General features: G+C 71.1%; 25 protein-coding genes. 12 read left to right on the plus strand and 13 right to left on the minus strand.

The features are described 5' to 3' along the window. Nucleotides 1-88: 88 nt before the first annotated feature. Complete coding sequence (locus E1300_RS03560; protein WP_131755407.1) at nucleotides 89-613, plus strand: RNA polymerase sigma factor; 525 nt, start codon at nucleotides 89-91, stop codon at nucleotides 611-613. 177 nt (nucleotides 614-790) lie between these two features. Here the strand turns inward: E1300_RS03560 and E1300_RS03565 are convergent, their stop codons facing one another. Continuing rightward, entirely contained in the window at nucleotides 791-3,175 is a 2,385-nt protein-coding gene (locus tag E1300_RS03565; protein WP_131755408.1) for an ATP-binding cassette domain-containing protein, read from the minus strand. A gap of 177 nt (nucleotides 3,176-3,352) precedes the next feature. Next, the gene (locus E1300_RS03570) at nucleotides 3,353-4,285 is read right to left on the minus strand and encodes an RNA polymerase sigma-70 factor (RefSeq protein ID WP_131755409.1); all 933 of its coding nucleotides are present in this window, start codon (nucleotides 4,283-4,285) and stop codon (nucleotides 3,353-3,355) included. A gap of 370 nt (nucleotides 4,286-4,655) precedes the next feature. Between E1300_RS03570 and E1300_RS03575 the strand changes: the two genes are divergently transcribed. Then, nucleotides 4,656-5,171, plus strand: a complete 516-nt coding sequence (locus E1300_RS03575; protein ID WP_207399456.1) for a M15 family metallopeptidase — start codon at nucleotides 4,656-4,658, stop codon at nucleotides 5,169-5,171. Between the two features lie 72 nt (nucleotides 5,172-5,243). Then, nucleotides 5,244-5,924, plus strand: a complete 681-nt coding sequence (locus E1300_RS03580; RefSeq protein WP_131755411.1) for a hypothetical protein — start codon at nucleotides 5,244-5,246, stop codon at nucleotides 5,922-5,924. Nucleotides 5,925-6,024: 100 nt separating this feature from the next. On the opposite strand, the gene E1300_RS03585 is transcribed toward E1300_RS03580, so the two are convergent. Both E1300_RS03585 and E1300_RS03590 read right to left on the minus strand, forming a co-directional pair. Beyond that, nucleotides 6,025-7,299, minus strand: a complete 1,275-nt coding sequence (locus E1300_RS03585; protein ID WP_131755412.1) for a coiled-coil domain-containing protein — start codon at nucleotides 7,297-7,299, stop codon at nucleotides 6,025-6,027. Nucleotides 7,300-8,090: 791 nt separating this feature from the next. Further along, nucleotides 8,091-8,465 carry a winged helix-turn-helix transcriptional regulator gene (locus E1300_RS03590; RefSeq protein ID WP_242618924.1) on the minus strand — a complete coding sequence of 125 codons (375 nt, stop codon included), beginning with the start codon at nucleotides 8,463-8,465 and terminating at the stop codon, nucleotides 8,091-8,093. Between the two features lie 107 nt (nucleotides 8,466-8,572). Between E1300_RS03590 and E1300_RS03595 the strand changes: the two genes are divergently transcribed. Beyond that, on the plus strand, nucleotides 8,573-9,442 hold the full coding sequence (locus tag E1300_RS03595; RefSeq protein ID WP_131755413.1) for an MBL fold metallo-hydrolase: 870 nt from the start codon (nucleotides 8,573-8,575) through the stop codon (nucleotides 9,440-9,442). 29 nt (nucleotides 9,443-9,471) lie between these two features. On the opposite strand, the gene E1300_RS03600 is transcribed toward E1300_RS03595, so the two are convergent. Together E1300_RS03600 and E1300_RS03605 are read right to left on the minus strand one after the other, a co-directional pair. Next, nucleotides 9,472-9,738, minus strand: a complete 267-nt coding sequence (locus tag E1300_RS03600) for a hypothetical protein (protein ID WP_131755414.1) — start codon at nucleotides 9,736-9,738, stop codon at nucleotides 9,472-9,474. An 83-nt stretch (nucleotides 9,739-9,821) separates the two neighbouring features. Beyond that, nucleotides 9,822-10,568, minus strand: a complete 747-nt coding sequence (locus E1300_RS03605; RefSeq protein ID WP_207399457.1) for a TetR/AcrR family transcriptional regulator — start codon at nucleotides 10,566-10,568, stop codon at nucleotides 9,822-9,824. A gap of 125 nt (nucleotides 10,569-10,693) precedes the next feature. Here E1300_RS03605 and E1300_RS03610 point away from each other — a divergent pair, with 125 nt between their 5' ends. From E1300_RS03610 to E1300_RS03620, 3 genes are all read left to right on the plus strand, one after another. Further along, entirely contained in the window at nucleotides 10,694-11,257 is a 564-nt protein-coding gene (locus E1300_RS03610; protein ID WP_131755416.1) for a dihydrofolate reductase family protein, read from the plus strand. Nucleotides 11,258-11,797: 540 nt separating this feature from the next. After that, on the plus strand, nucleotides 11,798-12,337 hold the full coding sequence (locus tag E1300_RS03615) for an RNA polymerase sigma factor (RefSeq protein WP_131755417.1): 540 nt from the start codon (nucleotides 11,798-11,800) through the stop codon (nucleotides 12,335-12,337). After that, nucleotides 12,334-13,035 carry a hypothetical protein gene (locus tag E1300_RS03620; protein WP_131755418.1) on the plus strand — a complete coding sequence of 234 codons (702 nt, stop codon included), beginning with the start codon at nucleotides 12,334-12,336 and terminating at the stop codon, nucleotides 13,033-13,035. Before E1300_RS03615 ends, E1300_RS03620 begins: the two co-directional genes overlap by 4 nt. Before the next feature lie 1,076 nt (nucleotides 13,036-14,111). On the opposite strand, the gene E1300_RS03630 is transcribed toward E1300_RS03620, so the two are convergent. After that, nucleotides 14,112-15,122 (minus strand): PhzF family phenazine biosynthesis protein, encoded by a 1,011-nt coding sequence (locus E1300_RS03630; protein ID WP_207399458.1) that lies wholly within the window; start codon nucleotides 15,120-15,122, stop codon nucleotides 14,112-14,114. A 197-nt stretch (nucleotides 15,123-15,319) separates the two neighbouring features. Continuing rightward, nucleotides 15,320-15,613: a DUF1330 domain-containing protein gene (locus E1300_RS03635; RefSeq protein ID WP_131755419.1), complete on the minus strand. Its 294-nt coding sequence runs from the start codon at nucleotides 15,611-15,613 to the stop codon at nucleotides 15,320-15,322. Nucleotides 15,614-15,800: 187 nt separating this feature from the next. Between E1300_RS03635 and E1300_RS03640 the strand changes: the two genes are divergently transcribed. Next, nucleotides 15,801-16,703: a LysR family transcriptional regulator gene (locus E1300_RS03640; protein ID WP_131755420.1), complete on the plus strand. Its 903-nt coding sequence runs from the start codon at nucleotides 15,801-15,803 to the stop codon at nucleotides 16,701-16,703. Nucleotides 16,704-16,858: 155 nt separating this feature from the next. On the opposite strand, the gene E1300_RS03645 is transcribed toward E1300_RS03640, so the two are convergent. Both E1300_RS03645 and E1300_RS03650 read right to left on the minus strand, forming a co-directional pair. Then, entirely contained in the window at nucleotides 16,859-18,058 is a 1,200-nt protein-coding gene (locus E1300_RS03645; protein ID WP_165502662.1) for an MFS transporter, read from the minus strand. Nucleotides 18,059-18,077: 19 nt separating this feature from the next. After that, nucleotides 18,078-18,965 (minus strand): MBL fold metallo-hydrolase, encoded by an 888-nt coding sequence (locus E1300_RS03650; protein WP_131755422.1) that lies wholly within the window; start codon nucleotides 18,963-18,965, stop codon nucleotides 18,078-18,080. A 159-nt stretch (nucleotides 18,966-19,124) separates the two neighbouring features. On the opposite strand from E1300_RS03650, the gene E1300_RS03655 reads away from it, so the two are divergent. The 3 genes from E1300_RS03655 (at nucleotide 19,125) to E1300_RS03665 (ending at nucleotide 22,419) form a co-directional block, all read left to right on the plus strand. Beyond that, a complete protein-coding gene (locus E1300_RS03655) occupies nucleotides 19,125-19,553 on the plus strand; it encodes a MarR family winged helix-turn-helix transcriptional regulator (RefSeq protein WP_131755423.1) in 429 nt (142 codons plus the stop codon). A 458-nt stretch (nucleotides 19,554-20,011) separates the two neighbouring features. Continuing rightward, nucleotides 20,012-21,442, plus strand: a complete 1,431-nt coding sequence (locus E1300_RS03660) for an MFS transporter (RefSeq protein ID WP_165502663.1) — start codon at nucleotides 20,012-20,014, stop codon at nucleotides 21,440-21,442. A 245-nt stretch (nucleotides 21,443-21,687) separates the two neighbouring features. Beyond that, a complete protein-coding gene (locus E1300_RS03665) occupies nucleotides 21,688-22,419 on the plus strand; it encodes a dienelactone hydrolase family protein (RefSeq protein WP_131755424.1) in 732 nt (243 codons plus the stop codon). 184 nt (nucleotides 22,420-22,603) lie between these two features. Here E1300_RS03665 and E1300_RS03670 read toward each other — a convergent pair whose 3' ends face one another. The 3 genes from E1300_RS03670 to E1300_RS03680 are packed head-to-tail and all read right to left on the minus strand — an operon-like array spanning nucleotide 22,604 to nucleotide 24,677. Beyond that, a complete protein-coding gene (locus tag E1300_RS03670; RefSeq protein ID WP_131755425.1) occupies nucleotides 22,604-23,749 on the minus strand; it encodes an RNA polymerase sigma factor in 1,146 nt (381 codons plus the stop codon). Continuing rightward, the gene (locus E1300_RS03675; RefSeq protein WP_131755426.1) at nucleotides 23,746-24,153 is read right to left on the minus strand and encodes a YciI family protein; all 408 of its coding nucleotides are present in this window, start codon (nucleotides 24,151-24,153) and stop codon (nucleotides 23,746-23,748) included. The genes E1300_RS03670 and E1300_RS03675 overlap by 4 nt, the downstream gene beginning before the upstream one ends. Nucleotides 24,154-24,179: 26 nt before the next feature. Continuing rightward, nucleotides 24,180-24,677, minus strand: coding sequence for a pyridoxamine 5'-phosphate oxidase family protein (locus E1300_RS03680; RefSeq protein ID WP_131755427.1), 498 nt, complete (start codon nucleotides 24,675-24,677; stop codon nucleotides 24,180-24,182). A gap of 232 nt (nucleotides 24,678-24,909) precedes the next feature. Here E1300_RS03680 and E1300_RS03685 point away from each other — a divergent pair, with 232 nt between their 5' ends. After that, the gene (locus tag E1300_RS03685) at nucleotides 24,910-26,175 is read left to right on the plus strand and encodes a site-specific integrase (RefSeq protein ID WP_131755428.1); all 1,266 of its coding nucleotides are present in this window, start codon (nucleotides 24,910-24,912) and stop codon (nucleotides 26,173-26,175) included. Nucleotides 26,176-26,263 lie beyond the last annotated feature (88 nt).

Genomic DNA, 26,263 nt, shown 5'->3' on the forward strand with positions numbered 1-26,263 from the left:
TCGGTCGGTGTGAGGTGACCTGCGGTGGTAACGCCCTCAGCGGCGGCGACCACTCATGGTTGTGCGACGAAAAGAACGGGAACCGACGATGGGGCGGTCGCAGGACGGACGTCCTGCGACCGATCCCGACCCGAGGCTGTGCGGCGTCGATTCGAGCCCCTTCACCGCCTTTTATCTCCGCCATGTCGATGACGTACTGCGTTTCGTGGTGCGGCGCGTAGCCGACCCGCATGTGGCCGCGGATCTCACGGTGGCCGGCCGGCGGCTGCTCGACGCGGACGACATCGGTCATTTCGAAGAACGCATCGACGCGGCGGAAGGGGCCCGCCGCGTCCACATGGAGATGGCCGCCCTGCACGCCGGCGAACGCGCCGTGCTGGAGCTGATCGCGGTCGACGGCCTCACGGTGACCGAGGCCGCCGCCGCAGAGCAGACGCAGCCGACCGCGCCGAGAGCGGCGGCCCGATGGCGCAGGCCGGCGCGCATCGCGGTCACTGCCGTCGCGGTGAGCGGCCTCTGCGCCGCGATCCCGGCGACCGTAACGACAACATCGTGCCCGCTCCCGGATTCGTCGACCAATCCACGTCCCCGGGTTCCAGGACGGTCGCGGTGATCCATCCCGACAAGCAACCCGCCGGATCCACGCTCGTTTTCGGCATGGTCCGCACGTCCAAGGACGGTTGGATGATGGGCATCAACGTCCAGAAGCCGCCGAGAACAGATCTCTGCGCCGTTCTCGGATCCGGGTGACCGGGTGAGGTGACCGCGAGTGCGGTCACCTCACCTCCGGTCAGGCGCCGACGTAGTCGGCGAGGTGGCGGCCGGTGAGGGTGGAGCGGGCGGCGACGAGGTCGGCGGGGGTGCCCTGGTAGACGACGGTGCCGCCGTCGTGGCCCGCGCCGGGGCCGAGGTCGATGATCCAGTCGGCGTGGGCCATGACGGCCTGGTGGTGCTCGATGACGACGACGGAGGTGCCGGAGTCGACGAGCCGGTCCAGCAGGCCGAGGAGCTGCTCGACGTCGGCGAGGTGCAGGCCGGTGGTGGGTTCGTCCAGGACGTAGACACCGCCCTTGTCGGCCATGTGCGTGGCGAGCTTGAGGCGCTGCCGCTCGCCGCCGGACAGCGTGGTGAGCGGCTGGCCGATGCCCAGGTAGCCGAGCCCCACGTCGGAGAGCCGGCCGAGGATGCGGTGCGCTGCGGGCGTGCGCGCGTCCCCGGAGCCGAAGAACTCCTCGGCCTCGTCCACCGGCATCGCGAGCACCTCGCTGATGTCGCGGCCGCCGAGCCTGTACTCCAGCACCGCCGCCTGGAACCGCTTGCCCTCGCAGTCCTCGCAGGGCGCGGCGACGCCCGCCATCGTCACCAGGTCGGTGTAGATGACGCCGGCGCCGTTGCAGGTGGGGCAGGCGCCCTCGGAGTTGGCGCTGAACAGGGCCGGCTTCACGCCGTTGGCCTTGGCGAACGCCTTGCGGATCGGGTCCAGCAGCCCGGTGTAGGTGGCCGGGTTGCTGCGCCGCGACCCCTTGATCGCGCCCTGGTCGATCAGGACGACGCCGTCGCGGCCGGGCAGCGACCCGTGGATCAGCGAGCTCTTCCCGGACCCGGCGACGCCGGTGACGACGGTCAGGACGCCGAGCGGGATGTCGACGTCCACGTCCCGGAGGTTGTGGGCGTTCGCGCCGCGGATCTCTAGCTTCCCGGTGGGCCGGCGGACGGTCTCCTTCAGGGTGGCGCGGTCGTCGAGGTGGCGGCCGGTGATCGTGCCGGACGCCCGCAGCCCTTCGACGGTGCCCTCGAAGCAGATGGTGCCACCCGCCGTTCCCGCGCCGGGGCCGAGGTCGACGACGTGGTCGGCGATCGCGATGGTCTCCGGCTTGTGCTCCACGACCAGGACGGTGTTGCCCTTGTCGCGGAGTTGCAGCAGCAGCTCGTTCATCCGCTGGATGTCGTGCGGGTGCAGGCCGATGCTGGGCTCGTCGAACACGTAGGTGACGTCGGTCAGCGACGACCCGAGGTGGCGGATCATCTTGACGCGCTGCGCCTCGCCGCCCGACAGCGTGCCGGACGGCCGTTCGAGCGAGAGGTAGCCCAGCCCGATGTCCGAGAACGAGTCCAGGGTCTGCCGCAGCGCGGTGAGCAGCGGCGCGACCGACGGCTCGTCCAGGCCGCGGACCCACTCGGCCAGATCGCTGATCTGCATCGCGCAGGCGTCCGCGATGCTGATCCCGTCGATCTTGGACGAGCGGGCGCCCTCGCTGAGCCGGGTGCCGTCGCACTCCGGGCAGGTGGTGAAGGTGACCGCGCGGTCGACGAACGCGCGGATGTGCGGCTGGAGCGACTCCCTGTCCTTGGACAGGAACGACTTCTGGATCTTGGGGATCAGGCCCTCGTAGGTCAGGTTGACGCCCTCGACCTTCACCTTGGTCGGCTCCCGGTAGAGGAAGTCCTGCATCTCCTGCTCGGTGAACTTGCCGATCGGCTTGTTCGGGTCGAGGAAGCCCGACTCGGCGTAGACGCGCACCGTCCAGAAGCTGTCGGACTTCCAGCCGGGGATGGTGAACGCGCCCTCGGCGATCGACTTCGACTCGTCGTAGAGCTGGGTGAGGTCGATGTCGGAGACCGTCCCGCGGCCCTCGCAGCGCGGGCACATGCCGCCGGTGCGGGTGAACGTCGCCCGCTCGGCCTTGCGGTTGCCGCGCTCGACCGTGATCGCCCCGCTCGCCCGGACCGACGGCACGTTGAACGCGTACGCGCTCGGCGGCCCGATGTGCGGCCGCCCGAGGCGGCTGAACAGGATGCGCAGCATCGCGTTGACGTCGGTGGCGGTGCCGACGGTGGAGCGGGGGTCGGCGCCCAGCCGCTGCTGGTCGACGATGATCGCGGTGGTCAGCCCCTCCAGGACGTCCACCTCGGGCCGCGCGAGCGTCGGCATGAACCCCTGCACGAACGTGCTGTAGGTCTCGTTGATCAGCCGCTGCGACTCCGCCGCGATCGTGCTGAACACCAGCGAGGACTTGCCCGACCCGGAGACGCCGGTGAACACCGTGAGCCGCCGTTTGGGGATCTCGATGCTGACGTCCTTGAGGTTGTTCTCGCGCGCGCCGTGCACGCGGATCAGGTCGTGGCTGTCGGCGGCGTGCCCCGCGGGCCGCGCGTCGTCGGTGCTCTCGGCCATGCTCTCCGTGTCTCCATCCGCCGGGCGGAGCCGCTCTCGCGGTCCCCCTGCCGGCCTCGCCCGGTTTGGTCTCAGTGGCTCTGAGCAGTATGTCCGGTGTCGGTCGATGGAGATGAGGCTAGCCGCAGCCCGGTGACCAGCGCTTCTCGATTCCTGATCACTCGAAGCGGCGGGGGCTCAGCGGCTCAGCACGGTCTCCCGCTGGACGTGCGACAGCTTCTCGGGGTTGCGGACGAAGTAGCACCCGGTGATCAGGCCGTCCTCGATCCGCATCGCCACCACGGTGTCGACCTCCCCATCGATCCGCAGGACGAGCCCCGGGCGGCCGTTGACCTCGACCGCCTCGAACGTCGCCTGGGCGTCGAGCCTGCGCAGGCCGCCCGCGAGGAGGCGGGCCACCTTGCCGGCCCCGACGATCGGCCGCTGCACGGCCTGCTTGACCCCGCCGCCGTCGCTGAGCAGCACGACGTCCGGCGCGAGGACGTCCACCAGGCCCTGGAGGTCGCCCGTCTCGACCGCCCGCTGGAACGCCTCCATCGCCGCCCGGGTGTCGGCGGCGGAGGCGACGTCGTGCGGCCGCCGCGCGGCGACGTGGGCCCGGGCCCGGTGCGCGATCTGCCGGACCGCCGCCGGGTTCTTCCCGACGGCCTCGGCGATCTCGTCATAGCCCAGGTCGAACACCTCGCGCAGGACGAACACCGCGCGCTCGACCGGGCCCAGCGTCTCCAGCACCAGCAGCATCGCCATCGACACGCTGTCGGCGAGCTCCACGTCGTCGGCCACGTCCGGCGCGGTCAGCAGCGGCTCGGGCAGCCACGGCCCCACGTAGGACTCCCGGCGCCGCCCGAGGACGCGCAGCCGGGTCAGAGCCTGCCGGGTCGCGATCCGCACCAGGTAGGCGCGCTGGTCCCGCACGGTGTCGAGGTCGACCCCGACCCAGCGCAGCCAGGTCTCCTGAAGGACGTCCTCGGCGTCGGCGGCCGAACCGAGCATCTCGTAGGCGACGGTGAACAGCAGGTTGCGGTGAGTGACGAACGCCTCGGTGGCCCGATCCAGGCGGGGGCCGTCCGCCTCGGCCGCCTCCGCTGATCGTTCGCTGTGCTCGCTCATTCCCGGCTCCTGCTGATCGGCTTTCGACTGTGGCACACGCACAAGACGCCGCCTTCCACCGCCCTGTGACACCCGCGCCTGGGTGACACACGTCACAACCAGAGCCGGTCTTCACCTGCGGTCCCGCGATGGCTCCCGCTCCATATCGTCGGCATATCAAGAAGCGCATACGGGTCGGCAACAGCGCGCTGCCTTGACTGGCGGCATGACGCGAACTCCCTCACCAGCGCATACGAGGACCCGCCGGTTCCTTGGCGCCGGCCTGGCAGCCGTCGTAGCGGCGACCATCGCGATCTCCGGCTGCCTGCTGCACGGCTCCTCGTCCTCCTCGGCCGCACCACGCCTTAAGGCCTCGCTGCCCGCACCGTCCATGGAATCCCTCTCGGCCGCGCCTTCCTCGAAGACACCCCGTGCCCCGCGCCGCGGCGCGCTCGGCGAGGCCGACGGTGTCGTCCCCGACGGCGTGACGGTCTTCGATGACACGACCGCGGCCGTGACCAGGCTCAATCCGAAGCTGCTCACGAGCCTCCGCCGGGCCGCGTCGGACGCCGCCGATGACGGCGTCACGTTCTACGTCAACAGCGGCTGGCGCTCCCCGGAGTACCAGGAGCGGCTCCTGCGCGACGCGATCGCCAAGTACGGGTCCGAACACGAGGCCGCCCGTTGGGTGGCCACCCCGGCGACGTCCCCGCACGTGTCGGGGAACGCGGTCGACATCGGGCACTCCGACGCGTCGGCGTGGCTGTCCCGCAATGGCGCCAGGTACGGGCTCTGCCAGATCTACCGGAACGAACCCTGGCACTACGAACTGCGCGCCGACGCCGCCGATCGTGGCTGCCCGCCCATGTACGCCGACCCCACGCACGACCCGAGGATGCAGCGGTGACGAGTGTTCACGGTGATCCGTCCGCACCCCCTACAGTGCCGGTGGTACCGGCCGGCTCGCGTGAGGAGATCTGTGACGGGGAACGACGCCTGGGACCCTTTCGGCACGCTCCGCCGCGCCCTGTGGATCACCGGCGGGCAGTGGGCCGGCAAGTCCACCGTCGCCCGGACGCTGGCCGTCCGGTACGGGCTGACCGCCTACCACTACGACCACCACGACGCCCGCGGCCACAACGACCGCCGGATCGCGCGCCGAGCCCGGCTCGGGCAGCCTCTCGCCGACCCGGACCCCGACCAGACCTGGGTGAACACCACACCACAGGACATGGCCGCCGAGACGCTGGCCGGCTTCCCCGTCCGGTTCGAGTGGGCCTTGGACGATCTGCGCTGCCTGGTCTCCGGGCGTCCCATCATCGCCGAGGGCTGGGGGCTCCGCCCTGAGCTGGTCGCCCCGATCATCGACTCGCCCCGGCGGATGGTCGTCATGGTGCCCACCCCGTCCTTCCGCGAGCGCCAGTTCCGCGAACTCCCCCGCGCCGCCACCCTCGGCGCCCGCGTCAGCGACCCCGACCGAGCCGTGCGCAACCGGCTGGAACGGGACCGCCTCGTCGCCGACGACGCCGTCCGCTCCGCCGAGCGCCTCGGCATCCGCGTGATCGAGGTCGACGGATCCCACGACGCCGCAACCGTCGCGGACATCGTCGCCGACCATTTCCGCCCCTACCTGCCACCGGCGGAGCCCCACACCCCCTGATCGACCAGAACGTCCAGCCGCCCCCCGGGGTGGGCCGCCAGCCATAGAAGCACGCCAAAACGCACCATGCCGCGCGCTCCATAGGCCCCTCTCAGCGCTCTCAGCGAGGCTCCGGCGGTCTAGCCTGGCCATGGTCGGAGATGGTCTCGCCGCCGAGGCCAGTCTGCCGGGTGTCTGAGACATTGGCCGCGCGTTGTTCGGCCAGTGCAGCGCGTTCGCGCTGCTCAGCGGCTTCGGCGCGGGCGGCATCGCGCTCGCGTTCGAGGGCCTGGAACTGTGCGGTGCGGGCGGCGCGGTCAACCGCGAGATCGGTGCGTGCGTCGTCCCGTTCGTTGCGCAGTTCAGTGGCCTCCTCCTCGGCTCGACGACGCTGAGCCTCGGCTTGGGCAACGGCCTGTTCGGCCTGCGTCCGGACGGCGTCCATCTGTGCGGCGGCCTCCCGCAGGAGCCGTTCGCTTTCCTGCTCGTGCCGCTGCACCTGCGCGGTGAGGTCGGCGATGGTCGCGGTATCGGCGGCGTGCTGGCGGCGTGCTTCGGCCAGATCGGCGGTTACGGCTTCCAATCGGGCCGCTCGCTCATCGCGGTCGGCGCGGAGCGCGCGCAGTTCCTCGTCCAGTTCACGGAGGCGGGTTACGGCGATAGCAACCTCGCTGCGGGCGGTGTCACGCTCGCTGCGGGCCTCCTCTCGCGCAGCCACGGCCAGGTCGCGTTCGGTCTCGGCTGCGCCGCGCACGCGTTCGTGTTCGGCGATCCGCTCGGCCGCCTCGCGGTCGCGCCGGTCGGCTTCAGCGACCGCCCGGCGGGCGTCACGCTCGGCTTTCTCTCTGGCCTCGGTAGCGTCCCGGGCGGCGGCGCGGGCGCGGGCCTCGCTGCGCGCGGCGGTGTCGGCGGCCTGTTCGGCGGCTCTGGCCTCGGCGCGAGCGTCGGCCTCGGCGCGCTCGGCCGTCGCGACGCGCTCCAGCAGCCCGGTACGGATCTCAGTGCCGAGCTCCAGCAGCGCGGCGATCTCGGCGGCGGTGTCGCGCAGGCCGGGCACGAGCTGATCGAAGGCCTCCTGGAACCGGTGGAGCGCACCATCGGTGACGGTCGCGGCGGCGCGGCGCCGTAGCTGGGAGGCGCGGTCGGCGTGCGCCTTGGAGCAGTACTTGGGCGGCTTGCCCCCTTTGCGGCGGCCCTCAGCGTCCACCGCCGGTGGAGGCGCCGGACGGTCGCACGGCTCCCACTCGTTCAGCGCACAACGCCAGCCCTCCCCCGCCCCCACGCGAAGCCCGCCAGGAACGCCCTCCTCATCCTCACGTGAAGCCACGGCACCAGTGCGACCACTCTCGTCGCGGCCGCCGTCCTGGTCAGGGCTGGTACGCAGCTCATCACTCATGCCCGACAGTGTCTCACAATCGCGATCACGTTTCGCGATTATGTATCGCGATGTCGCGACCGATTTTCAGAGCCCAGCTCTGAACTAGAAGAAGGGATAGTTCTTCGCACCTTGACCACCCCACGGACGTTCGGCTCGCTCGGCTCACCTAGCGCGCTCAAGGCCCTGGCATGAGCACGAGTGGCAGCCGTACGGCACGTCTGCGACGCCCTGGCAGGTGTGTCCGCGTGCTCGCCGTCATCAGCACCGACGTGGACGCGTGGACGCCCCAGCCGACCCACCGTGGTCGACGCCGAGTTCCCCGACCACACGACGCGTCCTCGTCCCCCCGGTCAGGACCGTGAGTTCGAGAGAAGACGGCTGGCATACGCCAGAGAAAGATCGTCAGGACGCGTTGTAGCTAATTGGAGTGGGGATACAACGACGGCTGAGCGTTCGGCTCGGCCGTCGGTGGCGTAGCGGTGGTGCTTGGCGGCGGCCAGCCCTGGTCCGCGGCGTCGGCGGCCTGCGCGACGGTGCTCGGCTTGGCAGCCGGCGCACCACCCGTGCCAGTTTGGGTGCCTTTACCGGTTGAGATGGACAAGCTTGTCGAGCACTGGACTGCGCTTCAGGACGAGCTGAAAGCTCATGGCGGGCAAGCGCAGTCCGATGCTGACGCGGTGGCTGGCGGCTGAGCTTGCGCACGCCGAACGCCACCCGGATCGGGTGCGGGAGGAGTTACCGCCGCACTGCCGTGACGAGCGGATCGAGCGCTGAGCTCCGACTCGTGGGTCGCACCGCGGCACCACCGGTCATGGTTGCATCATGTCGCCTGCCGGTGGATCCATGTGCAGGTCGGCGGCGTGCTCGACGGCCCATCGGCCCAGTGCGGCGAGTTGCTCGCGCAGCGACGCCCCGACTCCGGTCAGCGCGTACTCCACGCGGCCCGCTCTGCCGGATGCCGGAGTCCGGCTCACCAGCCCCTCGGCCTCCAGCGCTCGCAGGGTGCGAGTGAGCACGCGGCGGCTGATCCCCTCGATGGCTCGGTCCAGTTCGTTGAAGCCGTGCGGCCGCTCGGCGAGCAGCCGGATCACTGCGGGACTCCACTTGTCGCCGACCCGCCGCAGGACGCCCGTCACCGGGCACGCGCCGTATTCGGCGGTGGTGACGACGGGCCGGCGCGTCACTGCGCCGTCCGTCGCTGCTCCGGTTGTCACCGGGCCAACGGCCGCCATGTCAGTGGACATGAAGGTGCCTTCTTTCGGTCCCGCCGGGTCGTCATGAGGATCAGCGTATGCACACGTTCGACATCGGCGCGGTCTCGGTGACCAGGATCCCGCACTTCGAGAATCTGCCTCTGCGCCCCGCCGCGCTGCTCCCCGGCACCGGCCCCGACCTTTGGGAGGCGAACCGTGCCTGGCTCGCTCCCGATCACTGGGACCCCGTCTCCGGCCGCGTCCGCATCTCCGTCCACAGTTGGCTGCTGCGCAGTGGCGGGCGCACGATCCTCATCGACACCGGTCTGGCCCCCGACCCGGGCCGGGAGGGCGTCCCCGTCGGCGCGGACCTGCCGGCGGCGCTGGCCGCCGCAGACGTGGCGCCCGGCGACATCGACCTCGTGGTGTGCACGCATCTGCACGCCGACCACGTCGGCTGGAACACCCGCGAGGACGACGGCGAGCACGTCCCGTTCTTCCCGCGGGCCCAGTATCTGTTCTCCGCGCCCGACCTCGCCTTCTTCGACCCCGAGACGCTGGTGGAGGAACCCGGGCGCAGCGCCGTTGTCCATGCCCGGTCGGTAGAGCCGGTGCTGCGTTCCGGGCAGGCGCTCATCTGGGACGACCATTGCCTCATCGACGAGAACCTGCGGCTCGACCCCGCACCCGGACACACGCCGGGACACGGCGTGCTCGCTCTGGAGTCCGAAGGTGAGCGTGCGCTCTTCGTCGGTGACCTGCTCCACACGCCCGTCCAAATTCTGGCACCGGACGCCTCCAGCTGCTTCTGCCACGACCCGTCGGCCGCCGCCCGAACCCGCCGCCGCATCCTCGAACGGGCCGCGGACACCGCCGCGCTGGTCCTGCCGGCTCATTTCTGCGGGCCGGGCGCCCTTGAGATCGGCCGCGACGGAACGCGGTTCACGGTCCGACGCTGGGCCGCCTGATCACCGTCTCCGGGCCCTTACCTGGCCCGTTAACGGCACCCGCAGTTGTGGGCCTGCGGGGCGGCGCCTTCCCACGCCGTCATCGGCTCCCCGCGCCCAGGCAAGGCCGCTTCCGCTCCCCATAGCCAGCGTGGCCGGACCGCCCGCAGCTCGTCGTCCTCGTCGCAGGGGTGCGGCTCGATGCGGTGGTCGGCCTCGGTCAGCACCTCGACGGCGCGCTCGCGCGCGGCCGGTTGCCAGGCGGGGTCGGTGAAGTCGTCGCAGAAGCCCACGGTGAGCGAGTCATGGCATTCCACCGAGAACCCGACGCAGGAGGGGAACTCCGTGCAGCCCGCGCCGCTGGGCGGATCGTGTTCGGGGACCCGCTGGTGGTTGCTGCTTACGGAAGATTTGAGCGCGGAGCCGTTGGGTCGTCGCCGTTGCTGTGGGTGCGTTGAGTGATGGTGCGTTCGAGGCCGTCAAGGAGGGCGAGGAGGCCGAACTCCCGGGTCGTGGTGGTCGAGGGGATGGCCACGGTGTTGGCCAGCAGCGGGAAACGGTCGGCGTTGAGGAGTAGCAGGTCGCGCATGACGCGAGCGGCGCTGCCGTCCGTCCAGGTCTGAGTGCCTTGGGTGGCGGGCGGGTGTGTGGCGCGGATGTGGTGGGACACCATCATGACCGCGTCGAGCCGTTCGCGTTCGGTCAGGGGGGTGTCGGTGAGGGCGCTGAGAGCTGTTTCGGACCATGCGGTCTCACGCGGGCCCATGACGCGGTCGCCCACGGTGACCGACGGCAGCCAGGGGTGGCGCCGCCAGGCGGCGGACAGTCCGCGGGCGTACTCCTCCAGCTTGGCCCGCCAGCCGGCCGCCCCGCTCAGGTCGGGGGGTGTCCCGACCGCCGCCTCGATCATGATGGCCATCAGCTCTGTCTTGCCGTTGACATAGCGGTACAGGGCCATCTTGGTGAGGCCGAGCTCGGCGGCGATGCGGTGCATGGAGACCGCCTCCAGGCCCTCGGTATCGGCGACCTCGACGGCGGTGTCTGCCAGCCGGGCGAGATCGAAGGCGGGCCTGGGGCCTCTGACGCGCGGCTTTCGCAGGCCCCACAACAGTTCCGCCAGTGTCCTCGGATCCTCGTTGACCGCCACGTCGCCTCCCTTGCCATCCCCCGAAACTGTATCTACCGTACACAGTGTCCTAGGGACACAGTTAATTCCAAGCCCGGGAGCAGGCGGCGGCCGAGGGGCCATCGCCGCGAGACAAGGAGTGGGCCATGTCCAAGTCAGTGCTCGACATGTCGATGTCCCTCGACGGGTACATCGCCGATCCCAACGACTTCCTTGGCGGCGACGATGGCGAGCGGCTGCACAAGTGGGCCGACTCGGACCAGCATCCCGAGCCGGTCAAGCAGTTCCAGGACGAATGGAACGGGGCTGGCGCGATCCTCGCGGGACGGCGGACCGCTGAGCTCATGGACCACTGGGGCGGCTCTCACGGCGGTCTTCCGATCTTCGTCCCCAGCCACCGGCCGCCCGGCCCGGCCGCCAGGTGGGGCTATCCGCTGGTGACCTACGTGAACGACGGGATCGAGAGCGCGATGGCGCAGGCGAAGGCCGCCGCCGGGGAACGGGACGTCCAGATTCGTGGCGGCGCGTACACGGTGCAGCAGGCTCTCAAGGCGGGAGTGCTGGACGAAGTGCAGATCCACCACATTCCAGTACTCCTGGGCGCAGGGCGCCGGTTGTTCGACACCCTGCCGTCGGAGATCGAGTTAGAGATCGTTCAAGTGCTCGACACGCCCGAGGCCACCCACATCCGCTACCGCGTCCGCCGCTGAGCCGATTCCGCGATCTGAAGGTGTGGATCACGGCATTCGCGAACGGAGTCTTGGTGCGATGCCCGCGCTGCGCCGGGTGCGCCGTGGTGTTCGCTCATCTGGGCGTTCCTGTGCATCGGCGCGTCCTTTGGAGTGGGGACGAGTTGAAACGCTGAGGCGGTCGCGCGGCTCAGATCGTGCGCTGGCCAACGACGAGTTCCAGTCGTCTTCGATTCTGCGCAACCACGGCGGTCGACCCGTACTTCGGCTCGCCCTTGTGGCACCAGGGCGGGTTTCGCGGTCACCTCTTGTGGGCGTACAACCTCCGACGCCCCGCTCGCCACGGCCTGAGCCAGGCCTGTTCGCCCCATCGCCTCTGACACCCTCGACCATCTCTCTGGACCGCTCACCTCGCTGACCCGTGATCAACACGCGGCCCGCTTCTGTCGTATGCCGGCGCGCACCCCTTCCTCGAATGACCGGGCGGCGCATCGGCGTGTAACGCTTCCCTGCGGTTCTCCCAAGGTGGGCAAAGCGACTTGGCAGGGAGGACGGCGATGCATGTTCGACATCGGCACTGACCCGGAGGCCTTCGACGCCTTCTACCGGCGGCACGTCCGGATGGTGACCGGCTTCGTGGCCCGCCGGGTGCTCGATCCGCATCTTGTGGACGACCTCACCACCGAGGTCTTCCTGGCCGCCATCGAGACGGCGGACCGGTACCAGGCCAAGCTCGGCAGCGAGACGGCCTGGCTGGTGGGCATCGCCCGCAATGTCCTGGCCGCCGAACGCCGCCGCGGTGCCCGGCAGCTCGACAAGGACCGCCGCGCCGGAGGCCGCAGGCCCTTGGGCCTCGACGACATCGAACGTCTGGAGGAGCGGATCGACGCCGAGCGCGCGGCCCGGCACCTCATGGCGGCCATCGCGGACCTGCCGGACGGGCTCCGGGCGGTCCTGGAACTCGTCGACGTGGACGGTCTGTCGGCCCCCGAGGCGGCGGCCATCTTGAAGATCCGGCCCGGCACCGCGCGGGTCCGGCTGCACCGTGCCCGCCGCCTGCTCAACCCGGCGGCTGTAGCGACCCTGGAGGGAGCATCATGACCGATCTGGACGCTCTCGAAGAACGCCGCCTGACCGAGCTCAAGCAGATCGTGGCGGCCCGCGCCGCAGCCACGCCGCCGCGCCGTAGCCGATCACGGATCCGGGCCTCGGTCGGGACGTGGGCTCCTACCTGGGGCGTTGCCGGACACCTCCGGCCGCGCTTGTGGGTCGCGGCCTCCGCGGTCGCGGTCGCCGCGGTCACGGCTACGCTGGTGACCTCGCTGGGCGGCACCGACCCGGCGTACGCCGTCACCAAGCACACCGACGGCACTGTCGACATCGACATCCGCGACTTCCACGACGCCGACGCGTTGTCTCGGCAGCTCAGCAAGCTCGGCGTCCCCGCCAGGGTCTTCTACATCGAGGGGCCCTACCTTTGCCGCCAGCCGTATGCCTACAAGATCGACGATATCCCGAAGGGCCTTTACAGCCAGCCCATCGACGTGCCCGGCGACCCGGAACTCATGCGGCTCCAGATCAACACCCGGCTGATGCGACCCGGCCAGTACTTCGTCTTCGTCCTCACCGTCACCAGGCACCAGGGCGGCACCGATCAGGGCGTCGGCGAGTACCTCGTGGCCGGACGGCTGATCCCGTGCCGGTTCTATCCGGCCCCCACCCCGGCCCGTCCGCCGGGCCTTCCGAAGAACGTCGTGGTCGGCGGCCCCATCGGAGACATCCTGTTCGCGGGCGACTAGCCCGGGCCTGATTCGTCGCTTGGACGGTCACCCGGTCGACGATCAGCTCCACCGTCGGCCGACGGTGACCGTCCGAGGCGGCGGCTCCGGTCCCGATCACCGCCACCCATTCGGGTCGGACGCTGCCGGACGTAGCGGCCGTCATCCGCCGATGTCGAACTCGGCTTCGACGTCAGCGGTAATGACGCCGAAGCGAGGTCACGCCAACGTCAGCCGAGAAACTCGTCCAACGCGGCCTATCGATCCGATCCTGGTCGACCCCCTGGGCCCGCATGGTCCACCTCACGCGCTCAAGGCGCTGGCATGTGCGCGGTTGGCAGCCGTACGGCACGTCTTCGACGCTCTGGCCGGGTTGCCGCCGCGTACTGGCCGTCATCGCACCGACGTGGAGCTCTGAACACCCGCGCTCGCAGCCGACTCACCGTGGTCGACGCCGAGTTCCCCGACCACACGACGCATCCTCCGAGGGTGTGCGAGGGGTGGCGGCCCAGGAGGCGAGTAGGCGGAGGCCTTCTTCGGAGGAGGAGCCGGGTTCGGAGGCTATTTCGAGACCCCTCGTAGGCGAGGGTGAGGTCGCCGACGGCCTGGTGGTGGAAGCGTTTGGTGCCGGTCCCGTGGTGGCGGACGTTATGTGCGCCTCAGCGGGTGCGGAACTCGTTGCTGCGGGTGGACACTTCGCCGACCAGGTCGTGCAGGTCCTTGTCTCAACCTCGACGCCGTCAAGTAGGTCGCCACCGCGTCGTTGACGCTTGCGTGGAGACGGCGCCGAGAGTGGAGCCGGTACCGCCGCGCAAGGGCAACTATTGGTGGCAGCACGAGACCGCGCGCATCTACTCTTCGCACCTGGACGACGATCGGTGGTATCCGTCCGGCACCTTCCTGGAGGAGCGAGTGGCGCGGGCGCGTCTACCGTCCGGACTGCGCTGGCCGCACGGGCTGGCCCTTCGCCTCACGCTTCACCTGCACGGATAGCCGCGCTCTCGACATCGCGTCCTGCTGACGGCCGCACCAAGTGCCAACACTTGACCGCAGCGGACGGCACCCGGTCCCATGTGCGGATCGCAGAAGAGGACGGTCTAGCCGGCGCCTCGGTGTCCGTCGCGGACTACCGCCAACCCGCCGACCCGGGTCGTGATACCCGCCGGCCCGCGTCGGGCCGAAGCGAGCACGCTGGCCGGTCGACCGAGTGTGTCGCCCTGCTCCACCTCGATCGCGATCGTCTGTGCCCCTGTCGTGCCGAGCAGGTGGGCGGCCAGGCAGCCGGTGCTGTTGGCGTTGGCGACGTCCTCGTCGACACCGATCGCCGGCGCGAACATCCGCGCCGCACCCGGTCGGTCGTCCACCGGCGGTGCGTACACGAAACAGCCGAGGAGCCCGTACCGTCGGCACGCCGCTGTCAGCCTGCCGAGGTGCGGACGGACTCGGAGCAGCGCCGACCGGTCGCAGACCGGCACCAGCATGCGCGGTGCGCCGGGCGCGGCGATCCGTGGCGCGTCGGTCGGATGCGGATCGTCCGCGGTGAGCCCGAGCGCGGCGATGATCGCGGCGCGCTCGTCCGGTGCCGGGCGACGCAGCGCGACGAGGCCCTGGTCGAACCACACCTCGATGCCAGCGGGGCGGCGGATCGCGACGGTGTCGAACGTGCGCCCGCCGGTGTGCTGGCGGTCGGTCAACTCGCCCAGCGTGGTGCGGGCCAGCCGGACCGCCTGCACGGCAACGGTGCCGTGACCGCAGCCGGAGAGTTCGGCGGTGGCGGTGAAGAACCGGACCGGCAGCCCACCGTCCGGCGTCCGCGCCGGGGCGAGGAACGCCGCGTGCGAGGTGCCAGCCGCGGCGGCAACCGCACGCCGGTCCGCGTCCGTCGCCGCCGGGTCGTCGTCGGTGACGGCCGTGGGGCTGCCGCCCCAGCCGTCGCGCCGTACGCACGCATCGACCACCGTGACATCCGGCCAGGACATCGGCCCACCTTCGACGCTCAACGAACCGGCGACCGCGAACGGCGTCCGCCGATAGGCGAACCGACCGCAACGACCGACCGAACGCGTGCCGGAGCCTACCTGCCTGCCTCGGCCGGTGCCGTCCTGCACCGGATCGTGGATGATGAGCGGACTGCCGGTGGTGCAAGTCGGCGACATCGGCGGTCAACCGCTGGCCTTGCGGCGCCGGGACGGCCAGGTCGTGGCCAGTCTCCCGCGCGCAAAGGCGACACGAGCACCCACGAACCCCGCCACACCAGCGAAGGCCGAAATGGTGGATCCTCAGTGAAGATCTGACTCGATTTGAATCAGTCGATGCCTTCGACGATGCGGAAGTCGCGCTCTACGCCGCCGGGGAGGACGGCCAGCGCCTTCTGGTACGCCTCGCTCTCGTATGCCAAGACGGCCTGTTCAAAGCTGTCGAACTCGACGAGAACGACGCGTTGCGGGATACCGGCCTCGTGGGCGACGACTCGACCGTCACGGGACAGGACGCGCCCGCCCCTAGCCTGGACAGCCGGACGGGCCAACTCGCCGTAGGCGGTCAGAGTCTCAGGGTCGGAAATGGCGGGGTAGACACTGACCCAGTAGCCCTTAGCCATGGAGACCTCCTGTGTTCGGCCGGACACGTCCGACCTCGAATTGGCACTCATATCGATCGATTCCGACGACGGGTACTGCGGTCAGTGGAATCGTCATATGCGCAGGTTAGGGCTTGATGGGCGGCCGAGGGAAAGACTGGTACGGCATAGACTCAGAACAGATCGTTATCAATCGGCAGGAGGGCACGTGGCGCCGGATACGGTGAGCCTGCGGTATTTCCTCGTGCTGGCGCAGGAGTTGAACTTCACCCGCGCGGCCGCACGAATCGGTATCGCACAGCCCGCGCTCAGCGCCCGGATGCGCCGATTGGAGGCGGAACTCGGTACAGCCCTGCTGGTCTGGAACACGCGTAGCGTCGTACTGACCACGGCCGGTGCGGCTTTGGCGGAGTCCGCGCCGCCCGCACTGGCGGCGCTGGACCGGGCATGGGACACCGCTCGGAGCGCGGCGGCCGGAGAACTGGGCACACTGCGCATCGGATACAGCCTCAGCACCGGGGCCGAGACGGCACCGGCCCTGGTGGACGAGCTGATGCGCGGCACCAGCGGACTTGAGGTCACCGCGGTCCCGATGGCGACACCGGAGATCTCCCCCGCGGTCGCCGACGGCCGCATCGATGCCGGGATCACCCGTGGTGAACAGCCGGGCCGTGGCGTGCGCCGGTATTTGCTGCGGCGTGAGCGCACCGGGGTCCAGCTGGCGCAGAACCATCCCCTGGCCGAACACCCGGAGATCGAGATCGCTGACGCGGCCGCGTATCCGCTGCGACTCCCGGACCGTGCGACCAACCCCGTGATCCACGATCAGCTGTCCGCGCTGTTCCGGGACACCCGACCACAGCCCCGATTCCACACGTCCGCGGTCTCCTTCGACATGGCTCAGCGCGACCTGCGCGACGGGGTCACCCTCGCCCCGTCCGGAGAAGCCGCGGTCACGGCACAGCCGGCCGGTCTCACCTGGCGACCGCTGCGGGGCGCGCCCAGCCTGACGATCCACCTGGTCCTCCCTCGCGAGCAGTCGCCACTGCACCGCCGCATCCGCGCCGTCGCCAAAACCCTGGCCGACGAGCTGCACTGGCTGCCGGACTGACGCATAGGAGGTCAAGCGGAACGGGCGCCCACGGTGGCGAGACCGAAGACCTTGCGCCCGGCAGGTTCCGCGCTGATGACGAGGACGGCGGTCTTGTGTGGGCTGGAGCGCGTCGGTCCTCGTCGCCGTACGGTCGAGCAGGCCGGCCTGCCTGGTCATCCTGCTCGCCGTAGCAGCAGCGTCCCGGTGGTCATCGCTGTTGCCGCAGCGACGGCGGCCACTGCGGCGGCGAGAACGGTGGCCGGGAATCCGTAGGCGCTGGAGAGGGCACCGAAGGTGAACGGCGCGATGGTGGCACCCGTGTAGACGCCGATCTGCACGGTGTGCCCGGCGTCCTCGGTACGGCCGGGTACCAGGCGCAGGGTGGTGGCGAGCAGGAGCCCGGTCCAGCCCCAGCCCGCGGAGAAGGCCAGAATTGCACCGAGGACGAACGTCGTCGGCGGCCCGATCGCGACCAGTGCCAGTCCGAGCCCACCGGTGAGCATCATCGCGACGATGACCGCGGGATTGCGGTGGGGAGCCCGGTCGGTGAGCGCCCCGGCGATGATCCGTACGGCGATGGCGAACACGGCGCTGAGCGACAGCAGGTGGCCCGTGACCGTGGTGCCCAGCCCGGAGTGGGTGCCCAGTTCGACGAAGTACGTGGCCACCGCGTTGTTGCCGGTCGCGGAGAGCGCCGCGGCCAGCGCCCAGAGCGCGAGGACCCGTCCGACCGTCCGTTGCTCGTCGCCGACTGCGCCGGCTTCCTTCCTTGGGGGCGGCGGGCTGCCGGGCGCCCGGGCCAGCGGGGCGAGCGCGGCCGGGACGAGCGCGGCGATACCCGCGACGAGCAGGGCGCTCCGCCAGCCGTACGCCGGGAGGACCAGGGCGACCAGCAGGCCGGGGACCAGGGCGCCCGCCCCCAGCGCCGCGCCGATCACGCCCGCGGCCAGCGAACGCCGATGCTCCGGGACGCGCACCGCGATCAGCCGGCCGGCCACCGGCTGGACGAGTGCGTTGCTCAGCCCGCCCACCAGCAGTGTTGCCGTCAGCATCCCCGGCCCGGTCGCCCGCGCCGCCACCAGCATGACCGTCGAAGCGACCAGCGCCGCGGCGGCGAGGACCGTGGGCACCGGCAACCGCGCCGCCGCCCGCTTGGCAACGGGAGAACCGAAGGCGGTGGCGGCGTAGAAGAGGCTCATCGCCAGCCCGACGGTGCTGCGGGCGGTGTGCAGGTCCGTCTCGATCGTCGAGGCCAGTGCTCCGACGGTGAAACCGGGCATCACCGCCGCGGTCGCGGTCAGCGCGGCCACGATGACTCCCGGCCAATGCCGTGCGGACGAGCAGCTGGGCAGGCTGCGGGTGGTCGTCGTCATGGTCAGTCTCGGGGGCGGGTCAGACGTCCAGGGCGCGCCAAGCGGGGCCGGCGCCGTCCCGGCGGACCTGGCCGAAGACCACATCGGCGAAGTGGATGCCGAAGCCGATCGTGTCAGGCTCCTCCAGCTCGGCGACGAGACGATGACGATGCTCGGCGGACTGAGCGGGATCATGGTCGTAGAGGCAGGACCAGTCGGGGTGGTCCACCTGGATCGGTGAATGCAGGGCATCGCCGAAGGCGATCAGCCGGGTACCGCCCCCGGTGATGACGTACTGCGCGTGCCCGGCCGTGTGTCCACCGGTGATCTGGACCCGCACGCCTGGGAAGACCTCCTGCCCGTCCGTCACCGTATGCACGCGCGGTGCCAGCGCGGTGGCCTCGTCCTCGCTGATGCCCTGCGCGAGCAGGTCGCGTTGGGCCCATTCGGGTTCGGCCACCAGATACTCGGCCTGGGTGAACGCGGGCTGGTCGCGGCCCGGGGCGGGATGCCAGGCCCAGCCGAGGTGATCGATGTGCAGGTGGGTGAAGGCCACTGCTTCGATCTCCTCTGGCCTGCGGCCGAGCTCGGCCAGGCTGTCCAGCAGTGCGCCACCGTGAACGGCGCCGTTCGGGCTTCCCGGCTCGGCAGGCAGCGACACCGGCCCCCACCCCGCGTCGATCAACAGTGCGCGGTCGCCGTTCTCCACCAGGAGGCCACCGGTACTCGCCACAAGATGGCCGGAGGCGTCCAGGTACTGCGGGTGGGCGGCCCAAACCTCATCGGTGGTGTCCGGCAGCCAGCTGCGCGGCCTCCCCTGGATAGCGCCGTCCGGCACGAAGGAAACCCTCGTGTCGCCGAGCCATACCGAGCGGATTCCCGCTGGCCGCCGCAGCCGTTCATCCTGGTCGACCGTGGAGTCCGCCATGGTCGCGCTCCCTTCCTCGGGTCGGGTCGTTGTCGCGTCCCTCGTCGACGCCACGTCACCATAAGCATCAAGCTTGAACTAGTCAAGCTTCAACTATGTTTGCTTGAACTAGTAAGGCTTCAAATATGCAGGCTTGATGGACTTGCTAGGATCGGACGCATGACCAAGTCCCCAGAACCGCAGGCCATCGCCGAGCGGGAGCTGTGCGGCCTGGTGAACGGACTGGCTCAGCAGATCGCCGCTCACGTACGCGAACGCGCGGTCACCTTGGGTCTCACCTCGGCCCAGGCGACCGCGCTGCGCGAGATGACCGGACCGATGACCATGCGGGAGCTGGCCGAACGCATGAGCTGCGAGCCCTCCAATGCCACCTTCATCGTCGACAAGCTGGAGAAACAGGGCGTCATCGAGCGCCGCGCGCACCCCACCGACCGTCGCGCCAAGCAACTCGTCCTCACCCCGGAGGGCAACGCTCTCCGGGAACGGCTCCTCGAACTCCTCGCCCAGGACTCGCCGCTGGCCGGTCTCACCACCCAGCAGCAGCGCGCCCTTCAGGACCTGCTCGAACAAGCCATCGTCCGTCCCTGAGTTGACGCCGACACACGCTTGTCAGCCCCACTCGGGTCTGCGGAATCAGTGCGGCCTCGCCACCTCGGACGAGCATCGAGATCTTTGACGGCGTCGGCCTGGCCGAGGAGCTGCTGCGGTACGACACCGCGCGCCGCATCGCCGCCACCGGCCGGGCCGGCAGCACGCCCACGCCCGCGAAACGGCGGTTCACGGGGGCGCGCCCGCCCTTCGCTACGCGCTCGTCAACGGTGCGCCCGCCATCCTCTTCGTGCTCGGCGGCCTGGTCATCGGTGCCGTGACGTTCGAACCGGGCACGCTGCCCATGACTCGATGGTGACCCGATGTCCCAGTGCTCGCGTCTCGCGAGTTCTCTGAAGAAAAGTTCGAGGGCTGTGTCGGATTGGGGCGGGGGTGTTCGTAGCAGGGGTGAGAGGCCGCCCAAGGGGGCGCCCAACGGCATAAGAAGGACGTTCCTCATGACTACCTTGATGGAGCCGGGCACGGTCGCCCCACATCGCTCCAGCCGCCGGATGTGGGCGATCCTCGGGCTGGTCCTGCTCGCCGACGCCCTCGACGTGATCGACGCGACGGTCACGAACATCGCCGCTCCCACCATCGCCGGCGATCTCCACGGCGGCGAGGGCCTGGTCAAGTGGCTGGGACCGGCGTACATGCTCGCCATGGGCGTCCTGCTCGTGGTCGCCGGACGGCTGGGCGACAAGTTCGGCCAGCGCAGGCTGTTCCTGCTCGGCGTCGGCGGGTTCACCGTGGCGTCGGCGGTCGCCGGGTTGTCGCCCGACCCGGGCCTGCTCATCGCCGCCCGGGTCGCGCAGGGGGCGTTCGGGGCCCTCCTCATCCCGCAGGGCATGGCGATCATGACGAAGGCGTTCGACCGCGACATGCTCGGCAAGGCGTTCGGGCTGTTCGGCCCGGTGCTCGGCCTCTCCAGTGTCGGCGGCCCGGTCCTCGCCGGGTTCGTCATCAGCGCCGACCTGTTCGGTCTGTCCTGGCGCCCGATCTTCCTCGTGAACGTCGTCCTCGGCATCGCCGGTCTGGTCATGGGCGCCAGGATCCTGCCGCGCGACGGTGACGGCGACCGGTCCACGGTCGTCGACGGCTGGGCCTCGGGCCTGCTCGCGGTGACGATGTTCGGGCTGCTGTTCGGCCTGATCGAGGGCTCGACCAACGGCTGGGGCGCCGTCCCGGTCGTCTCGATCGCCGTCGGGGTCCTGTTCTTCGCCGCCTTCGCCCGCCGCCAGCGCACCGCGGCGCACCCGCTGATCACGCCCTCGCTCATGAGGAACCGCGGTTTCACCTCCGGGCTGGTCGTGTGCCTGGTCGCCGTCGCCGCGGGCAGCGGCCTGCTGTTCGTGCTGTCGCTGTTCCTTCAGGAGGGGCTGCACGTCAGCCCGCGGGGCACCTCGCTCGGTCTGGTGCCGCTCACCCTGGGGCTCGTCGTCGCCGGGTTCGCCGCCATGGGCGGCCTGGTCGCCAAGCTCGGCCGCACCCTGGTCTTCATCGGCCTCGCCGTCGACCTCGTCGGCTGCGGCTGGGTCCTCGCTCTCGTTGAGCACTCCGGGACGGACGTCGGCCTCTGGGCGCTGGCCCCGGCGTTCTCCGTGATCGGCGTCGGCATCGGCCTCAGCTTCGCCGCGATCCCCACCGTCGCTCTCGGCGACGCCAAGCCGGACGAAGCCGGCAGCGCCAGCGGCTCGTTCAGCTCGATCCAGCAGCTCGCGTCAGCGATCGGCTCCGCGGCGGTCACGTCGGTCTTCTTCCAGGCCGCGACCTCCGGACTGGCCCACGCGATGGAGGTCAGCCTCATCGTCGTCCTGGCCGTCACCGCCCTCAGCCTCCCGGTCGTCGCCCTGATGCCCCGCACGGCACCAGCAGAGCCCGAGCAGTGAACGACCGGCCCGAACCATACGAGGACGGCCGACCGCGGGTGCCCCCAACCCGTCGGTCGGCCGTCTCCGTCTAAAAACCGTTGGCCGACGGCGGCGGCCACTGCTACGTTCTGCCGCAGGCCGTGCCGGAGAACGAGGAGGTGGTACCCGTGAACGTTTCGACATGGGTGCTCCCCTCAGGGGTCACGGTCGGACGGTAGGTCGTCCGGGAGCGCCGTTCCTGAGCACTCCCGAAAGGCACGACCATGCATTTCACCTCCGAGCGGCGCCTCGACGACGGCGTCCTCGAACGCGACTTCACCCTCGGCGAGATCCCCGGCGTCCTGTGGACGCCCGGATCCGCATCCGGACCCGCGCCGCTCGTCCTGATGGGCCACCCCGGCGGACTGCCCAGGATGCGCCCCCGGCTGGCGGCCCGCGCCCGGCACGCCGCGGCGGACGGCTTCGCCGCGGCGACCATCGAACTCCCCGGGAGCGGTGACCGGCCCCGCTCGGCAGACGCCGAGCAGGCCCGCGCCGACCTGCGCCGGGTCCTGGAGGCCGGGGAGCCGGTCAGCGAGGACATCATCGACCGGCTCGTCCTTCCGCTCGTTGAGAAGGCCGTCCCGGAATGGCGGACCACCCTGGATGCCCTCCTCGCGCTGCCCGAGATCGGCGGTCCGGTCGGGTTCTCGGGCGGAGTGATCGCCATCGGGGTCCGGCTGGCGGTGGTCGAACCGCGCATCTCGGCCGCCGTCCTGTTCGCCGGGAGCTTCGTGCCGCGCGCCACCTTCGAGGAGGCCCGGCAGGTCACCATCCCGCTGCACGTCCTGCTCCAGTGGGACGACGAAGGGAACGACCGGCAGGCGGCCCTGGACCTGTTCGACGCCTTCGGCTCCAAGGAGAAGGCGCTCAACGCGAACATGGGCGGGCACACCGGCGTCCCGGAGTACGCGGGGGACGCCGCGGCCCAGTTCCTCGCCCGGCACCTGCGCTAGCCGCCTGCCGCCTCCGTCGTCCGGCGGAGGCGGCAGGCGCTGCCGGCCATGACGCCGTTCATCCAGGTCGGGCTTCGGCTCGGCCGTGGTCGGCGGATGCACGACCGTCCCGGCCGCGCCGGTATCGGCCGGTCGGGGCGGCGCGTTCGGCCGCCAGCGCCTCCATCGGCCGTTGGCGTCGCGTTCAGGGGCGCAGCAGTTGCCGGACGCGTGCGGCTTCCCGGGTGAGGTGGACGCGTTCCGGCATGGTCGTGGCGGCGCGGGCGGCCTCGGCGTAGAGGGCGGCGGCCTGCTCCAGGTCGCCGGCGCGTTCGTGCAGGTAGGCCGTCACGGCGGTGTGGCGGGGCAGGGCGGGGTCCAAGTCCGCCAGCGCGGCGAGGCCGGCCCGCGGTCCGTCGGCCTCGCCGACCGCGACCGCGCGGTTGAGCCGGACCACCGGGCTGCCGGTGAGGAGCAGCAGCTCGTCGTACCACTCCACGATCTGGACCCAGTCGGTCTCGGCGGCGGTGCGGGCGTCGGCGTGCAGGGCGGCGATCGCGGCCTGCGCCTGGTACTCGCCCAGCCGGTCGCGGGCCAGCGCGGTCTGGAGGACCGCCACGCCCTCGCGGATCATGCCGGTGTCCCAGCGCGACCGGTCCTGCTCGCCGAGCGGGACCAGGCGGCCGCCCGCGCCGGTGCGGGACGCGCGGCGCGCATGGTGCAGCAGCATCAGCGCGAGCAGCCCCGCGACCTCGGGTTCGTCGGTCAGCGCGACGAGCTGGCGGGCGAGGCGGATCGCCTCGGCCGCCAGGTCGACGTCGCCGCCGTATCCTTCGTTGAAGACGAGGTAGAGCACGCGCAGCACCGTCGCGAGATCGCCCGGCCGGTCGAGCGGCAGCCCCGCGAGCCGCCGCTTGGCGCGGCTGATCCGCTGCGCCATCGTGGCCTCGGGGACGAGGTAGGCCGCCGCGATCTGCCGGGTGGTCAGGCCGCCGACCGCGCGCAGCGTCAGCGCGACGGCCGAGGCCTGCGGCAGGGTCGGGTGCGCGCACAGGAAGAAGAGCCGGAGCGTGTCGTCGGCGGCGGGCGCCGGACCGGCGGGCGGCTCGGTCTGCACGGCCAGTTCCCGTCCCCGCCGGGACGCCTCGGCGCGGGCGGAGTCGAGGAACTTGCGCCACCCGACCGCGACGAGCCATCCCTTCGGGTCGCGCGGCATCTCGTCCGGCCACGTGGCCAGCGCCCGGATCAGGGCCTCCTGCACGGCGTCCTCGGCCGAGGCGAAGTCGGCTCCGCGCCGGACGAGGACGCCGATCACCACGGGCACCAGCTCCCGCAGCAGCGGCTCGTTCATTCGGCGGTCGCGGGCGCTCCGCCGAGGAACGGCCGGACCTCCAGCCATTCGCGGATCGGCTCGCCGCCGGGCCCGGGAGCGGCCGACAGCTCCCCGGCCAGCTCGACCGCGCGCTCCCAGGACTCGACGTCGATGATGTACCAGCCGGCGATGAGGTCCTTGGTCTCGGCGAACGGGCCGTCGGTCACCGGCGGGCGCCCGTCGCCGTCGTACCGGACGAACGCGCCCTCGGGGGCCAGCGCCTGGGTGTCGACGAACTCGCCGGTCTCCTCCAGACGGGCGGCGAAGTCGCGCATGAACTGCACGTGCGCGTCGACCTCCTCCGGCGTCCACTGGTCCATGGGCGGCCAGTCGGCGGCGGGGGTGGGACCGCCCCGGTAGTGCTTGAGCAGCAGGTACTTCATGGTCGTCCTCCTGGGTGGGTGTCTGGTCAGGCCTGCCGGCGTTCGGCACGCTGCCGGACGAGTTCCTCGACCGCGCTGGGGAGGGTCGTGTCGAAGTCAATCAGCTTCGCCCAGGTCGGGGTCACCGCGATCCGGACCATGCCGTCGTAGAGGGAGCGGACCTCGGCCTCCCACTCGACCCGCTGCTCGTCCGTCATCTGATAGGTGCCGTTCATCTGGAGGTACTCGTCCGGGATGCCGTCGACGACCTCCAGCTCCGCCCGGCCGCGGATCAGCAGGATCTTCGGCGGGTGGACCTCGGTATCGATCGTCAGGGCCACCGCCGGGTTGCGTCGCAGCGCGGACAGCTTCGGCGCGTTCTTCGACGTGCACATGACGATCCGGGTGCCGTTCCAGGTGAACGCGATCGGGATCGCGCGCGGGGTTCCGTCCTCGGCGACGTAGGCCAGGCGGGTCAGGTCGCGGGAGAGGAGTTCCCGGCTGAGCGGACGGTCCAGGATGTCAGCGATCTCGTTCGGCTGCATGGTCGGCCTCTTCCTCGTTCAGGCGGCCCGTCGTGGCCGCTCGTGTCCCTGGGACGGAGCCGCCGCCACGTTCTCGACACCCGAGGCCCACTTTTCGGGAGACTTTTTCAGCTGCGGCCACGGTGCCGCGTAGTGCGTGTGCCGGGTGCCTCGCGAGCGGTGAACCTGGATCATGATGGTGACGGACGCGCCGACGGTCGGCGGAGTTGGCGGGAAGGTGTGGGTCACGGCGATGGATGCGCAGCACGTTGCCGAGGTCGACGGTGTCGTGCCGTCGTCCGGGGACGCCTCCATGGCGCCCGAGGCCGGGGAGGTTCCGCCAGTGGCAGCGGCGCTGAGCGGCGTCGTCGTCCCGGCGCACCGGCCTCCCGCGCCGTCCGTGCCGGGCGAGGCAGGGGATGAGGCCCAGCGGGAGGCGGACCTGTCCCTGTCGGCGGGGGCGGCCGAGCGGATCGAGCGGGCGCTCGCGGTCAGCAGCCGGACGGCCTACGCCAAGCACTGGCGGGGGTTCGCGCGCTGGTGCTGGCTGACGGGCCGCACGCCGATGCCGGCGACCGCGCAGACGCTGGCCACCTACCTGGACCACCTGTCCCGGACGCCGACCGGGCGCGGCACGCCGATCGCGCCCGGGACGCTGTCCAACGTCCTCGGCGCTCTGCAGGCGGTGCACAAGGCGGCGGGGCAGGTCGCCGACGTGCGGCTGGCCCGCTCGGTCCTCAAGGACTACCGCCGCGAGCGCGCCGCGGCCGGGCACCGCACCCGCAAGTCGCTGCCGATCACCACCGACGTCCTGCGGACGCTGGTCGAGGCGACCCTGGACGCGGTCGCCGCGCCGGACACCGCGCCGCCGGACGCGCGCCGCATCACGCCGCTGCGCGCGCTGCACACGCAGGTCACGCTGGTGCTCGGGCTGGCGCTGGCGGCCCGCTCCAGCGAGATCGCCGACCTCGACATCGCGGACGTCGCGTTCCCGGCACCGGGCCGGATGATCGTCACGATCGGCAGCTCCAAGACCGACCAGGAGGGCCGCGGCAGCGATCAGAGCATCCAGCACGGCGCGCACGTGGAGACGTGCCCCGTCCGGCTCACCCAGGCGTGGGTGGACACGCTCGCCGCCCACGGCATCACGGACGGGCCGCTGATCCGGGGCCTGGACCGGCACGGGCGCCTCGCGGGAACGCCCGGCTACGCGGGACGCCTGCCCGCCGACGGTGTCCCCCGGATCACCAACAACGCCCTCAACGCGCTGGTGCGGACCGCGGTCGCCCGCGCCAACGCCACGGCCGTCGCCCGCGGCCGGACGGCGCCGCTCGCCGACCCCGGGCAGTGGAGCTGGCACGGCGTCCGCGCCGGGCTGGCGACGAGCGGCGGCGAGGCCAACCTGCCGCCCACGACCATCGCCGAGCGCGGCCGGTGGAAGAGCCTCATCATGGTCATGCAGTACTGGCGCGACGGCGCCGCCTGGCGCCGCCAGATCGAGGCCGAGATCGGCCTCTGATCCGTTGCCTCGGCGCGAGTGACGGCCAGCGGCGGGCGGCGGGCGGCAGCGGTCATGATGCCCGGTCGGTGGCGAGGGTGGTGACGGG

The sequence above is a fragment of the Actinomadura fibrosa genome (genome assembly GCF_900659615.1).
Classification (GTDB): domain Bacteria; phylum Actinomycetota; class Actinomycetes; order Streptosporangiales; family Streptosporangiaceae; genus Spirillospora; species Spirillospora fibrosa.